We start from the raw sequence: 13778 nt of genomic DNA on the forward strand, positions 1-13778 counted from the left end.
CCCTATTGAAATGCTTGTCTTGTTACTCGGTTTGAATGTTGCCGATCACAGCCTGATGAAGGCTGAAACGGGCGTCTGAAACATAATCGTCCTCACCTGACCCCGGCGTGTCGGACTTCAGCGGCGTCCAGGTGGTGTAGCCCAGCCGCCCCTTGGTGCCGAGCTGGGCCTTGGGGCACAGCTTGCGGGGCAGGGCGAGCTCGACATCGAAATCAATCTGCTCGCCCAGATAGAACCTTACCATATCTGCGAGCCGTTCAAACATGTCTCCGCCGGGCAGGAAGCTCTCGTAATCGTCGAGCTGCTCGGCGCGGATCTCGATGACGGCCTTGTCGTTGATCGAATAGACCCGGCTGCCGGCGTAGGTGTTGCGCCCGAGGTCGGCGCCGGTCTGGCCGATGCGGGAGAGGTCGCCCGCCTCGAATTCGAGCCAGATGCCCTCGCGCTCGCGGATCTTCACATCGACGCCGAGCACCCCCTCCAGCACCTGCTGGAGGCGCTTGGCGGATTTGACCCGGCTGCCCATGACCCCGGCATAGGGCAGCTTGGCGATGTCGGGCACGCGGTCGCGGTCGCGGTAGGGGGCGGTGCCGAGGCCGATGGTGGAGCCGACGTAGGCAGCGAAGCGGTCATCCTCGGGGCGGTCGAACTGGGCGATGGGGCGGGCATCGGCCCACACCCGGTGGAAGAGCTGGAGGAAGCGGGTGGCGAAGATGTCGGCGAAGCGGACGAAGGCGTCGTCGCCCGCGTCCTGCCAGCGCAGCGCCTCGACGGTGGTGAGGATCGGCAGCGGGCCCTGGGGGCCGAAGAAGCCGAGAAACTTGGTGCGCAGGCGCGGCACCTCGTCTTCGCGGACCTCGAAGGCCTTCACGTTGGAGGCGGGGAAATCGAGGAACGGGTCCTGGCCGACGCTGACGATTTCCTGCGCCAGCACCTGGCTGCGCCCGATGCGGGGCTTGTCGGGATACATCCGCTCCAGCTCGCGCAGCAGGGCGTGCAGGTTGAAGCGGTAGGGCTCGGTTTCGAGCATCTGACGCCGGGTGCGGGCCTCTTCGAGCGGAAGCGGCTTGGCCTCGTCGGCCCCGGAGCTGGCCCGCGCGCTCACAGCAGCGGCCCGGTGCCCGAGCGGGGCGTGAAGCGCATGACCTCGCCGCGACTGTCGGAGACGAGCACGGTTTCGGTGAAGCTGTTCATATGGGCGTAATCGGCAAAGAAGCGGTCGAGCACGGCGCCCAGCAGCATGATGCCGGTGCCCTCGAAGGCGCGTTCGTCGAACTTGAGCGTGACCTCGGTGCCGCGGGCGGCGTGGTAGCCGTCATCCCGGCGCAGGGAGCGGGTGATGGGGCGGGAGGCGATGCCGGTGATGCCGCGGATCTGGCGCTCGGTGACCGAATCGCCGATGTCGGAGAACAGGCCCAGCAGCTCGCGCAGACCGCCGGCGGGGTCGTCGGAGTGGCGGTCCTTCAGGCCGAGCTGGTTGAAGCTGAGCAGGTTGACCAGCCGCCACATGACCTCGCCGTGGTGGCCGATGCGGGGATCGTTGTGATCGAGGTCGGCGATCGACACGCGCGGCGGGGTGGGGCCGGAGATGCAGGCCAGCGGCACGTTCACATCGTCGGTCAGGCGGAAATCGACCTGGCTCTGGCCGATCGGCAGTTGCTGCACGAGGTGGCGGTTGGAGCAGAGCGCGATGACCTGAAGGCGCTGCACCCGCTCCTCGTCATCCAGCCCGGCAGGCTCGTAGATGCTGAGGTATGTTTCGGTGCCGACGTAATCGCCGCCAAAGCCGAAGCGCCGCTCTTTCTCGGTCAGGCGGCGGGGCTTGCGGGTGTGGTTGTAGTAGAGCGCGTCGCCCGGGCGCACCTCGCCGTCGGGCTGGGAGTAGAGCCGGTTGACGCGGACCTTTTTGCGCATGCCGGGATAGTGGGCGTAGACCTCCTTGATCCGCTGGACCTCGTAATTGACCGAGGGACTGGAGTCGGGGACGACGAGATATTCGTTGAACTTGGGGTCGGGGCGCACCCGGGAGCAGCGTTCCTCGAAGAGGTTGACGGCGGGGGCGGCGAAGAGGCGGAAGTTGGAGGGCTCGATCAGCGCCGCCAGCTTGGGCTGGCTCTTTGAGAACTCGATGATGACATCGAACATCGGCGCCGGGATGCGGGCCAGGAGGCGCTTGAGGCCGCAGAGGCGGAAGCCGAGGAACTTCTGCGGCAGGATCCAGTATTCGCGCAGGTGCGAGAAGCCCTCGAAGATCTTGTCTTCCTCGGGAAACAGCCGCTCGTCCTCGCGGAAGCCGACCTGCTCCAGAATGCCGGGCGGGCAGGGCAGGAAGACCGGGTCGCCGGAGCGGTCGAGGTAGCGCAGGGTGACGCGGCAGGTGTCGGCGAAGAGCTGTTCGTAGAGCGTGACCATGTCGGCGCGGGGGCCGTTGAGGTAGATCGGCAGCTCGTTGGCGAGGATCTCGTTGACCAGCGCGGGCTTGTCGCCCTTCTTGGGGGGCAGCTCGGGGTCGCGCTCGGAGTTGTCGGTGCGGCGCACGAGGCGCAGGCGCAGGCCGGCCGCGGTCTGGCGCATGACATCGAGCCCGAGCGCCTGCATTGGCCCCGGCGAGGGCATGTAGGTGGCGGTATCGAGATCAAGGGGCCAGAGGGTGAGCGGGGCCGCGAGGCGGAAGCGGGCCGACACGCGCTGCTCGCGCTCGACATAGGTGGCATCGAGATAGGCGCCGGCGTTGAAGCTCTCGCCCTTGACCAGATCCTTCTCGGTATAGTCCGGCTTGGCCTGCACGATCATCGCCGAGGGCGTGGGCGCGAGGTAGTCGGGCATGAGCTGTTCGAGCAGGGCGGTGGTGAAGGTTTCGAACTCGCCCTGCACGGCCACCTGGATGCGGGCGGCCATGAAGGCGGTGCCCTCGAACAGCCCGCCGAGCCCGGGATCGAGCTTGTCTTCGGTCAGCCCGCCGAGCCGCTCGGCGATGCCGGGATACTCCTCGGCAAACTCCTTGGACCGCTCGTAGAGGATGGCCAGCTCACGGTTGTAGGCGTTGAGGAATTCGCGGTTCATCCGGCGCCTTCTATATTTGAGAATTTCATCTTGCCGGAGCCTACGTCGATTTCCGCGACGAATTCGAGCGGAATATCAATCGGCTTGCAGGCCATTTCGGCGTTTATGTCGAACATCAGCTTCTGGTTCACGTCGTCGAATTCCTCGCGCAATTGCACGTCCATCGAGGAGGGGACAAAGCGCGGCTCGTGGTTGAGCAGGGCCCGCGCAAGCTGCTGGGGCACGCGCTGCACGCGGATGTCCTCGGAGGTGAGGTTGGAGAGGTCGACCACGCCGTAGTTGAGCACCGAGCGCTGGACATATTCGAGGTCGTCGACGTCCATCACCGCATCGAGGTTGATGGTGTTGGCGAGCTGCACGAGATCGAGTTCGAGGTTGCGCTTGAGCTGGGCCTCGTTGGCACCGCGGCGGCGGGTGGCGGAGCGGTCCGTCAGCACGCGCTGGCCGTCCTTGTAGCTGGTGCCGTCGATCTTGGCGTCGCGGGCGATATGGGCCTCGCGGAAGGCATACATGATCGGAATCTGGAGCTGCTGGGGTTCGCGTGCCATGGGCGGAGCCTTCGCTTTGGGGCCGGGGCGCCCGGACCGGACGCAGCGTCAACGATAGCGGGGCAGGGCCGGGGCGTGAAGGGGGAAGAGGGTGGAGAAATTTGTGAAAAGCGCGTGAGACCCGTGAAAATGACCTGATGGAACGGGCCTGAGAATGGAGGCGCAAGTGCTTGAATGCAAGGGGTTTTGAGCCAATTCAGGGCCCGAAACAAAGCGAAAGGGGCGCATCGCTGCGCCCCTTTGCAATCTTTCCGAGCTGGTTCGAAAATCCGACCAGCAGCGAGGATCAGGCCCCTTCGCCGGAGGCGACGTTGTACGAGGCGGAGGTGGTGCCGGTCTCGGTGCCATCCTCGTTCTGGATCTTGTACTCGCAAGCGATCTCACGGTAGTTCAGCGAGAAGCTCTCGGTCATCTGGTCGCTGCCGCCGCCGGCGCCACCGAAGCTCTGCGACGTCACAACGGCGTGGGTCAGCTTGATGGTGAAGTAGGGGAGCGGCTTGCCGCCGGTTGCCTTGGTGGCGTGCACGTCGACAGAGGCGTAGTGCTGGCCCATGCAGAGTTTCTTCATCATGTCGGTGGAGCACTTGTCGGTCAGCTTGGTGGCCATCAGGTCGCCCATGGCAACCTTGCCGGAGCCGCCGCCGCGACCAGTGTGCATGGTGCCGGACTGCGAGCCGGAGAAGGACATGGAAAGCAGGTCGATCCAGCCTTCGTAGCCCGCGACCACGCATTCGCCTTCAACACCGTCGAGTTTCATATAAAGTGCGGTAGCCATTAGTTGATCTCCTTGTGGTTACCTAGTGGAAGCAAAATAACTTGCCGTTTTTTAAGAATAAGGACCGTTAATTCCCGGTCCCTACCAAGATGGGAAGCAGGGCCTCCCGTTGCAAGATCCCCCCACAATTTTTTTTACGAAATCGTGAAGGAACCGAACGGGCCCTGTGAATACAGGGCCCGAACCTTCTGAAAGATCAGCCGCCCGAGGGCAGGCGCGACACGAGCGACATGCCGATGTCCATGCCTTCCATCTGGAAGTGCGGACGCAGGAAGAACTTGCCCATGTAATAGCCGGGGTTTTCCTCGTCGGGGACGATCTTGATTTCGGCACCCGCGAGCGGGCGCTTGGCCTTGGCCATTTCGGAAGAGTTCTTGGGGTCGCCGTCGATATACTGGGCGATCCAGTTCTTCAGGTCGCGCTCGAGCACGGCCTCTTCCTTGGTGGAGCCGATCTGGTCGCGCACGATGCACTTGAGGTAGTGCGAGAAGCGCGACACCGCGAAGATGTAGGGCAGGCGGGAGCTGAGGTTGTCTGCCGCCGTGGCCTCGGGATCGACGAAGCTCTTGGGCTTGTAGAGCGACTGGGCGCCGATGAAGGCGGCCTTGTCGGTGTTCTTGCGGTGCACCAGAGAGATGATCCCGGCCTTGGAGAGCTCGCCCTCGCGGCGGTCGGAGATTGCGATCTCGGTGGGGCACTTCTGGTCGATGGAGCCATCGCCGGTGTCGAAGGTGTGGGTCGGCAGGTTGATGACCTCGCCGCCCGACTGCACGCCGCGGATGCGGACGGTCCAGCCGTGCTCCTTGTGGGCGCGCGCGATGTTGGCCGCCATGGCGTAGGAGGCGTTCATCCAGGCATATTTCTTGCCTTCGTGGCCGTCGGTCTCTTCTTCGAAGTTGAAGGCCTCGACCGGCAGCGAGTTCTGCCCGTAGGGCTCGCGGGCCAGAACGCGCGGGGCGGTCAGGGCCACGTAGCGGGAGTTTTCGCTCTCGCGCAGCGACTTCCAGGCGGCGTAGTCCGGAGTCTCGAAGATCGAGCCGAGGTCGGCCGGCTTGTTGAGGTCGTTCCAGCTGTCCATGTTCATCAGGCCGGAGTCGGCGGCGGCGATGAAGGGGGCCATGGAGGCGGCGGCGATCTTGCCGAGGTCGCGCAGCAGGCGCACGTCGGCGGCGGAGTGATCGAAGTAGTAGTCGCCGATCAGCGCGCCGTAGGGCTGGCCGCCGAGCTGGCCGAATTCATGCTCGTAGATCTGTTTGAACAGCGGGCTCTGGTCCCACTTGGCGCCGGGGAAGGAGCGAAGCTCGCGCTCGAGCTCCTTCTTGGAGACGTTGAGCACCTTGATCTTGAGCGTGGCGTCGGGCTCGGAGTTCATCACCATGTGATGCAGCCCGCGCCAGGCGCTTTCGATCTGCTGGTATTGCTCGCTGTGGAGGATCTCGTTGACCTGCGTGGTCAGCTTGGAGTCGAGCGCGGCGATCATCTCGTCGACGGTGTCGAGGATGTCTTCCTTGATGACGGTGCTGTCGGCCAGCGCCGTTTTCACCAGCGTCGAGACCGCGTTTTCCACCTCGGTGGCGGCGGTGTCGGAGCGGGGTTTGAAGTTCTGCTTCAGCGCGGAGGAGAAGGCGTCGAGTTCATCGACCTCACCACCTGCGGCGCCGGCTTCCTGTTGGGCTTCGGTTGCCATGTCAATCGTCCCTGTCTTTTGGTTCGTCGGGGCCGGGGCGTGTCTTGCAGCAGCGCCGGGGCCTCGAAATCTCAGGCGAAATGCGTGGGGGTCAGCCCGCGCTGTCGTCGCCACCCTCTTCGTTGTCGTCGTTGATGTCGGCGCGCTTCTCGGCGAGCAGCTTCATCATCGCCGGGTCGTCGAGCAGCTTGCGAAGCTGGTCCTGGGCGCCGGACTTGCCGTTCATGTAGCGCTGGAGGTTGGCCAGCTCGTCGCGGGCGTCGAGCAGCTGCTTGAGCGCCGGAACCTGCTTGGCGATTTCGCCGGGATCGAGGTCGGCCATCTTCTTGAAGTTCAGCGAGACGCCGAGCTTTTCGCCCTCTTCCTCGGAGAGCTTGTTGTCGACGTTGAAGGAGACGCCGGGTGCGACGGCTTCCATGTAGTCATCGAAGTTCTCGGTATCGACCTGGGTGAACTTGCGCTCGGCCATCGGGTCTTTTTCGACGGCGGAGGAGTTGCCGGACAGGTCTGCCATGACCCCCATGACGAAGGGCAGTTCGACGTTCTTTTCGCTGTCGTACGGATCTTCGTAGGAGATCTGAACCCGGGGGGGGCGGTTGCGTTTGATGAATCGGGTTGCTGAATCAGCCATGTGAAAATCTCCCTAATACTTAAGCAATTGAAGCCACGTGGCCCCAGGTTTGTCAAATGTTTTGCCCCCACGGAAGGGGGGTGGCTGACCGAGCGTCAGCCGGGTTGGTCCATGTGTTGGAACAGGTCACTCAGTATCGACGAAAAATCGCGGTTGAGGTAGGTCTTCGCCTTGAAGAGCAGCACCGGGACCGGGCTGGAGGGCTCGGTCTGGCGAAAGAAGTTCTCGACCGCCGAGATCAGCGCGGCGGCCTGCTCGCGGTTCTCGCAGACGACGGGTTCGGCGGGGCCGGTATCTATCTGGGTGGCGTTGGCGGGCAGCTCGTAGGCGGCGAGCTGCGAGAGCTTGCCGAAGTCGAGCATGAAGCCCTCCTTGGTGCCGAAATCGACGATGGCGTTGTTGGACATGCCGGGCAGCAGCGCCTGGAGCGCCTCGGTCAGCGGCTTGCCGATGAGATCCTGCGCCTGGCGAATCAGGAGCAGCGAGGGCGCGGAGGGCTCGACGGAGGCGAAATAGGCCTCGATCTGCTCCAGCGCGGCCTTGGCGGTGGCGTGGTTGGGCACCGGGCCGACCATGACGGGCGGGCCGGAAGACACGCGGGTGCCGGCCCCGCCGACGGCAGGGGCGGGCGCGCCGTCTTCGCCGGGCAGGGCCTCGCCGGCCTCGCCTTCGGCGCCGGCCTCGTCGGTGCCGCCCGACAGGTCGGGGCGGGCCTCTGCGAAGAGGGCGACCATGTCGCGCAGCACTTCGGTGAGATTGTCGAACTGGGGCGAGAAGGCCCCGCTGTCGGCCATCATGCAGGTGTTCTTGATCGCCGCGCAGCCGGATTGGGCGGCGGTGAGCGCGGCATAGAGCTTGTCGACCTGCTCGGCGTTGTCGGCGCTTTGCAAGGCGGTCATGATCGCCCCGGCATCGGCCGCGGCCCGCTCGGTGCCGCGCGGCTCCTTGGCGCCGGTGGAAAGCTGGTAGTCGCGGAAGGAGAACCGCCCGGCGCGGCGGTCTTCGAGCAGGGGCGCATGCTCGAGCGGCATGATGACCTGGCCCATCTCGTTGAGCAGCTCGATGGCGTTGCGCCGCTCGGTGGCGTCGCCCTCTTCGATCTTGGGGTTCACATCGGCCCAGTAGCGCTCCAGCAGGCCCTCGATGGCCTGCACGCATTCGGAAAAGCCGATGACCCGCCCGGCCAGCGCCTGGAACTGCGCCTCGAGCGACAGCAGGCGCAGGCAGCGGCTCTTTTCGAGCAGCTTGCCGATGGCGGCGGTCTCTTTCTTGATGTCGATGTTCTTGCGGTCGAAGACTTCGCCGGTTTCGCTACTGACAATGTAGCGCATCGGCACCTTGTCGATGGCTTCGAAGTAATACTCGATGTAGTCGTTGTCGTCTTCAAGCAGCAGATCGGGGCCACAGGGCTGATCTTCGGAAATGGGCTCGAAGAGATTGTCGTAACGCATTTGACTTCCCGGTCGGTGGGGCGGCCTCTGGGGCGCCCTCGTGTATTCGGCGGCGATACTGGCGTGATAAGGCCCGGAGGTCACTCAAAAAATTTGAGTCACGGGCCTGTTAAACGGAAAATTCACCAAAAAGAAACGCCGCCCCGGGGGAGGGACGGCGTATGTGCCTTACCTTGGGGCATGACCCGAGGGGAATTGCCCGGTGATCACTGCAGGTCGATGCGAAGCTCGACGCGGCGGTTCTCGGGGTCCATCGGATCATCGGTGCGGGGCGTGCTTTCGCCGAAGCCCATGGCCGAGAGCCGCTCTTCGGTGACGCCGAGGCTGACCAGATAGGCCTGCACGGAGGCGGCGCGATCCTCGGAGAGGTTGCCGTTGTAGTTTTCGGTGCCGCGGGCATCGGTATGACCCTCGATCATGAAGCGGGCCTTCTTGAGCCGCTCGTCCTCGAAGGCCTGCGCGACGACGGCGAGGGTCTCTTTCGCCTGGTCGGTCAGCTCGGCGCTGTCGAGTTCGAAGTTGATCATCATGTCCATGCCCTTGGGCTTGGGCGGGGCGCATTCTTCGGCGGTGCCGATGCAGATGCCGCGATTGAGGCCCAGGTCCGCGGAGTCGACCAGAAAGTTGGCGACGTCATCGGCGGAGTAGGGAGAAGACGATTGGGCAGAGGCAGCAAACGCGGAGGCGGCCACCAATGCAGAGGAGAGGAGCAGGTTGCGCATGTAAATCACCGTTTTGTCAAAATCCGTGCACCCAACCTATGAATACAGGCCTGAAATGTCAAGGAATGCCCTTGAATTTAACGGTTTTGTCACGTTGCAGCTTCGCGATGCAAGCTACTGATTTTCGGTCTTTTCCATGACGTCATCGTAGCTCTCGGAAAAGTAGGCGAGGAAGACATCGAGCATGCCATTGTCGTAGGGGTGGGTCTTGGCGTCCCAGCGCTCGACGTAGATCTGCCAGGCCCGCGCGTCCTTGGAGGAGAAGCGCCCGGCATCGACCTTGTCTTCGACCGACTCGGGGCTCATGTCTTCCAGCAGCCGTGCCAGCGCAGGCTGAAGTGCCGCGTGAACTGCGTATTGGTGCATCTTGATATCATTGAAACTTTTCTGAACCGTCTCGGAGCCGCGCATGTAGCCCTGGCGGCCGGTGCCGAACATCGTCTCGAGCTGCTCCTCGGCGGAGGGCATGAACTTGAGCGGGTTGTTGGCATCGGCCCCGATCATGGTGCGCGAACCCGACTTGAGGCTCTGCTTGGTGGCGGCGCGGGCCTTCAGCAGCCCGCCGAGCTCGCCGACCATGATCCGCAGGGCGCGGCCGATTTCATGGGCCACGGCGCCGGGGTCGGGGCCTTCGAAAGCCTTGGGGTTGATCCCTGCACCATCTGCGATGGCGGCCAGCAGGCCGGAGGCGTCGCCGACGGAGCCTGCCTTGGGCAGGGGCGCGGAGGGGGCCTGCACGGGCGGTGCGGCGAAGGCCTCGGCCGCGGGGGCCGTGGGGCTGACGGGGGGCGGAGCTGCCGGGGCCGGCGGCGCTGCGGGCGGCGGCGCGGGCTGGGGGGGCGCAGGCTGCGGCGGTGCCGGTTGTGCGGGGGGCGACGCTCCGAAGGGCGAGCCGGTGGACTCGGCGGGCGGGGCCGGCTGGGGCGGCGTGGGAGCCGCGTCCGGGCCGGGGCCGAAGGGCGAGCCGGTGGTTTCCTGTGGCGGCGCGGCGGGGGGCGGCGCAGAGGGCGGGGGCGCTGCGGGCGGCGGGGCGTCACCGAAGGGCGATGCGCTCTCTTCGGGGGCCGGAGGCGCGGGAGGCGCGGACTGGGGCGGGGGCGGGGCCTCGCCAAAGGGCGAGGCGCTGCCGCCCGAGGGGCTGGCGGCGGGCGGCGGCGGGGTGCCGGTTTCGCTACCGCCGAAGTCGGGCAGGTCGATGTGCTGGTCGCCGAAGTCCGACAGGCGGCTGGCGCTGCTGCGCGAGGAAAACTCGCCCTGGCTGGGCGGGGCACCCCCGCCGACAGACCAGATGTCTCCGCCGCCGCCACCACCGCCGGAGGGCGGGGCGGGCTCGTCGAAGGGCGAGGGGCCGGACTGGGCCGGGGGCGGCGCCTGATGGGCGGGAGCCTGCGCCGATTGCGCCTGCCCGACCTCGGCCACCACGAGGTAGTGACCGACCTGGAGCTTGTCGCCCGATTGCAGCTGGTAGGGGCTCTTCACCCGCATCGAGGCGCCGTTGACGAAGGTGCCGTTGGTCGAGACGTCGTAGAGCCAGTAGCCCCCGTTCTCGTAGCGGATTTCGGCGTGGCAGGAGGAGACGAAGCGGTTGGGGTCGGGCAGGGTCCAGTCCATCGCCGGATCGCGTCCAATCTCGAAGCCGCCCTGGTTGGTCGAATACTCGATCGGGCCGCCATCGGAGAGGGAGGGGAAGTTGTCGATGCGAAGGGTCAGGGTCATGATCGGCGCCGCTCGGATAATGCCGCCCGCTGGGGGCGTTGAAATTTCTGGTGCTACAAGGGTTACGGCCCAGATGGGGTTGATGCAAGCCCGCAGGCCTTGGGGCGCGCCCTTCGGCGGCTTTTGTGATCGGGCCCGACGCGGGGCGGGGTGTATTTGCAATCAAGCACTTGCCCGCCGAACTTCAACCAGTTTGTGAAGCCGGTGCATGGGGGTGCCGGGCGGTGGCCCGCGGCGGGGCCCGTGGGGCGGCTCAGCCCTCTTCGGTGAGCATGAGCGCCATGCGCACGAAGCGCTGGAGGTGCTCTGCGCGGGTTGTCACATCGTAACGCGCGAGGGCCGAGAGCAGCCCCGCGTTCACCGCACGCGCGGTCAGGAAGGGTGGGGGCGGCACCGGGGGCACATCGGGGCCGGCCATGGAGCCGGAGGCCCAGCCCGCGCCGAGCGCCATCCAGACGCCGGGTGACTTGGATTTCGCTTCCATCGCCGCATCGAGCGCCTTGTAGCGCTTGTCCTCATCGGGATCGCCGACCCACTTGGCGGCGAGTTCGAGCATGTCCTTGTCGGTCTGGTCGAGCTTTTCCTCGATCCGCTTGAGGCATTCGTGCCCCCACCACACCGCGAAGCGGCGGGGCAGGACATAGGCGCAGTAGGTGATTGCCTCTTCCGGGGTGTCGCCCTTGGAGAGCGCCCCGATGAAGTCGATCGACGAGTGGCCGTTGGGCCGCGCCGTCACGTCCTCCTCGATCTCGGGGATCGCTTGGTAGAGCTCTTGCGCCACTTCAAACCGGAGATTCTTCCGTTTTATGGCGCCGGCAATGACCGTCTTTTCAGTGGTGTCCCCCACGTGCCGAATCCCTTCCGGTCCCTAGTTGATCTTAACCAGTGCAGCCTGAATCGTCATCATGCCACCTGACTTGTGCTCGGCAGTTCCGCCGCCCGAGGTCTTGAGAGCGCCGGCGGCGGAGGCGTCGATCTCGATCGACGACAGGGAGATCTTGGCCGGTTCGATGGTGATCGAAGAGCCGCCGACCTTGAGCGTGATCTTGGTCAGCGAGTTGATTTCGATATCGCTCTGGGCGTTCAGCGTGGAGGTGCCCCGCACCTCGGTGAGCCGGTTGCCCCCCACGTTGAGGGTTTCGTCGATGTCGATGTTGGTTTCGCGGTTCTTGTTGACCGTCCGGTTCTCGTCGCCCTTGATCAGGTAGGTGTTGTCCTTGTCGATCGTATGGGTCTCTTCGCCATGGACGGTGCGGGTTTCGTTGCCGCCGATGGTGGTGGTGCGGTTGACATCGACCTCGCGGCGCTCGTCGTTGAGCACCTTGGTTTCCATGTCGTATTGCGCGTGCTGGCGGAACAGCTCGTCGCCCTTGGTGTCGTTGAACACCAGCTCGTTGTAGCCGCCGCCGCCAAGGGTGGAGTTGGACTTGATGCCGTTCCAGTTCTTGTCGCCGGGCTGCTCGTAGGGGGGCGCGTTGTCGCCGTTGTAGACGCAGCCGGTGACGACGGGCTTGTTGGGGTCGCCCTCGAGAAACTCGACGATCACCTCCATGCCGATGCGCGGAATGAAGAGCGTGCCCCAGCCGGCGCCGGCCCAGGGCTGGGCGACGCGGATGCGCATGGAGGATTTCTCGTCCTTGCTGCCGAGGCGGTCCCAGTGGAACTGCACGACGATGCGGCCGAACTCGTCGACGTCGATCTCCTCGCCGCCGGCCCCCACCACGGTTGCGGTCTGCGGCCCGGTCATCCGGGTTTCGCGGGTCTTGCGTTCGGGGGCGTAGGGCACCGCGGAGGGGGCGAACTCGTAGTTGCCGACAAAGACGTGCTCGCTGCCGCCGCTGCCGCTGCCGCTCGAGCGGTAGCCGCCGGTCGAGAAGCTGTGCATGGCGCGGGTACAGATGTACTCCTGGCCCAGCAGGCTCTCGTCCTGGTGGTTGCCTTCGAGGGTGAAGCGCATGCCGGACGACAGGCTGATGCAGTCGCCGGTGGCGGTGTGGTGCTTGTCACGGGCGCGGTACTGCTCGGCGCGGATGCGGGCGTAGTCGCTGCCTTCGCTTCCGTCGAGGTAGACGCCCGGATACTCGTAGCTCTCGAGCTTGCCGTACTCGTGGACGGCGTCGCCCTCCTGCTCGCCCTTCATGTTGGCGCTGACGGTCTTGAAGTTGTAGTCGGTCAGGGCAACCTTGCCGGTGGTGAGCCGCCGGTGCGGGGTCCAGTCCCAGAAGTGCTCGGCCTCGTTGACGTGCTGACCCTCGTGAATGAGGTACTCGCGCGAGGTCGGCTGAAGCTGCTCGAAGCCATCCACCATGTCGGTGATGACCATCTTGTGCGCGCCCTGCTCGTGCTTGAAGAAGTAGTTGACGCCGTAGCGTTCCATCAGCCGGGTCAGGAAGTGGAAATCGCTCTCGTCGTACTGGACGATGTACTCCTGGTTGGCCAGGGGCATCGCGCCAGAGAGCTGAACATCGAGCCCGCCGGCCGCATCATTGCCGAAGTCGGAGCAGACCTCGTTGATGATCGCCTCGAAACTCTTGTTCTGGTAGATCTTGTTGTTGCGGCGCTTGGACATGACCCAGAACCACGGCCGCAGGGTGAAGCGGTAGACGTTTCCGGTGTCGCCGTCGCCGCCCCAGCCGCATTCGGTGACGATCCCGTCGAAATACTTCTGGGCGCCATAGAGGTCCTCGAGCTGGACGGTCATATGCGTGCCCAGCAGGTCGTCGAGGTTGATGGCGACGGTTTCGTCGTTGGTCACGGCTTCGACGTGATATTCGAAGCACTCGTTCACGGCATCCATTCCGTCAAAGCGGAGCAGGCTGAGGTCGTTGAAGGCGAGCGCGGTGTGCAGCTTTCCGAGGCGCTGACTTTGACTATTACTTGCGGTGCTCATCTCGGGGGTTTCCCAGTTTGATTTTTGCGGCCCGGTCCCAAAAATATGGATCGGTTGCCAGAAGGAATAATTGAAATAACGTGATCCCAATGTAGGCAGCGACCGTTGCCCGTGCAAGAGGTTGTGCATGTCCGTCTGCCCGGCCGGTCGCGGGCGGCGGGGGCGGCAACCCTGCGGGCGCGCGATCTGCCGCCCTTGCGGGGCCGCCCGGGCGCCCGGTCGGACGGGGGCGGGCCCTGCGCCTCGCTCGGTGCCGTGCCGCCCGCGTCCGAAAGTTGCCATTTTCCTGCCAACT

General features: G+C 65.1%; 11 protein-coding genes. All 11 read right to left on the reverse strand.

Annotated elements, in window-relative coordinates:
* Positions 1-22: 22 nt before the first annotated feature.
* Positions 23-1105, reverse strand: coding sequence for a type VI secretion system baseplate subunit TssG (gene tssG / locus GTH22_RS01835; RefSeq protein WP_252942842.1), 1083 nt, complete (start codon positions 1103-1105; stop codon positions 23-25).
* Positions 1102-3063 carry a type VI secretion system baseplate subunit TssF gene (gene tssF / locus GTH22_RS01840; RefSeq protein ID WP_252942843.1) on the reverse strand — a complete coding sequence of 654 codons (1962 nt, stop codon included), beginning with the start codon at positions 3061-3063 and terminating at the stop codon, positions 1102-1104. Before tssF ends, tssG begins: the two co-directional genes overlap by 4 nt.
* Positions 3060-3611: a type VI secretion system baseplate subunit TssE gene (locus GTH22_RS01845; protein WP_252942844.1), complete on the reverse strand. Its 552-nt coding sequence runs from the start codon at positions 3609-3611 to the stop codon at positions 3060-3062. Before GTH22_RS01845 ends, tssF begins: the two co-directional genes overlap by 4 nt.
* 286 nt (positions 3612-3897) lie before the next feature.
* Positions 3898-4386, reverse strand: coding sequence for a type VI secretion system tube protein Hcp (locus GTH22_RS01850; protein ID WP_252942845.1), 489 nt, complete (start codon positions 4384-4386; stop codon positions 3898-3900).
* Between the two features lie 196 nt (positions 4387-4582).
* A complete protein-coding gene (tssC, locus tag GTH22_RS01855; protein ID WP_252942846.1) occupies positions 4583-6073 on the reverse strand; it encodes a type VI secretion system contractile sheath large subunit in 1491 nt (496 codons plus the stop codon).
* Positions 6074-6164: 91 nt separating this feature from the next.
* The gene (gene tssB / locus GTH22_RS01860) at positions 6165-6704 is read right to left on the reverse strand and encodes a type VI secretion system contractile sheath small subunit (protein ID WP_252942847.1); all 540 of its coding nucleotides are present in this window, start codon (positions 6702-6704) and stop codon (positions 6165-6167) included.
* A 95-nt stretch (positions 6705-6799) separates the two neighbouring features.
* A complete protein-coding gene (locus tag GTH22_RS01865) occupies positions 6800-8155 on the reverse strand; it encodes an ImpA family type VI secretion system protein (RefSeq protein ID WP_252942848.1) in 1356 nt (451 codons plus the stop codon).
* A 206-nt stretch (positions 8156-8361) separates the two neighbouring features.
* Positions 8362-8877 (reverse strand): OmpA family protein, encoded by a 516-nt coding sequence (locus GTH22_RS01870; RefSeq protein WP_252942849.1) that lies wholly within the window; start codon positions 8875-8877, stop codon positions 8362-8364.
* Between the two features lie 114 nt (positions 8878-8991).
* Complete coding sequence (gene tagH / locus GTH22_RS01875) at positions 8992-10593, reverse strand: type VI secretion system-associated FHA domain protein TagH (protein ID WP_252942850.1); 1602 nt, start codon at positions 10591-10593, stop codon at positions 8992-8994.
* A 253-nt stretch (positions 10594-10846) separates the two neighbouring features.
* Positions 10847-11374: a hypothetical protein gene (locus GTH22_RS01880; RefSeq protein WP_252942851.1), complete on the reverse strand. Its 528-nt coding sequence runs from the start codon at positions 11372-11374 to the stop codon at positions 10847-10849.
* An 87-nt stretch (positions 11375-11461) separates the two neighbouring features.
* Complete coding sequence (locus GTH22_RS01885) at positions 11462-13483, reverse strand: type VI secretion system Vgr family protein (protein ID WP_252942852.1); 2022 nt, start codon at positions 13481-13483, stop codon at positions 11462-11464.
* Between the last annotated feature and the right edge of the window lie 295 nt (positions 13484-13778).

The organism is Oceanicola sp. 502str15 (assembly GCF_024105635.1).
In the GTDB taxonomy this organism is placed as follows: domain Bacteria; phylum Pseudomonadota; class Alphaproteobacteria; order Rhodobacterales; family Rhodobacteraceae; genus Vannielia.

Coding starts and splice junctions, on each gene's coding strand:
- tagH (WP_252942850.1), bottom strand. CDS start 10,593: ATGACCCTGACCCTTCGCATCGACAACTTCCCCTCCCTCTCCGATGGC.
- GTH22_RS01865 (WP_252942848.1), bottom strand. CDS start 8,155: ATGCGTTACGACAATCTCTTCGAGCCCATTTCCGAAGATCAGCCCTGT.
- GTH22_RS01885 (WP_252942852.1), bottom strand. CDS start 13,483: ATGAGCACCGCAAGTAATAGTCAAAGTCAGCGCCTCGGAAAGCTGCAC.
- tssF (WP_252942843.1), bottom strand. CDS start 3,063: ATGAACCGCGAATTCCTCAACGCCTACAACCGTGAGCTGGCCATCCTC.
- tssB (WP_252942847.1), bottom strand. CDS start 6,704: ATGGCTGATTCAGCAACCCGATTCATCAAACGCAACCGCCCCCCCCGG.
- GTH22_RS01850 (WP_252942845.1), bottom strand. CDS start 4,386: ATGGCTACCGCACTTTATATGAAACTCGACGGTGTTGAAGGCGAATGC.
- GTH22_RS01845 (WP_252942844.1), bottom strand. CDS start 3,611: ATGGCACGCGAACCCCAGCAGCTCCAGATTCCGATCATGTATGCCTTC.
- tssC (WP_252942846.1), bottom strand. CDS start 6,073: ATGGCAACCGAAGCCCAACAGGAAGCCGGCGCCGCAGGTGGTGAGGTC.
- GTH22_RS01870 (WP_252942849.1), bottom strand. CDS start 8,877: ATGCGCAACCTGCTCCTCTCCTCTGCATTGGTGGCCGCCTCCGCGTTT.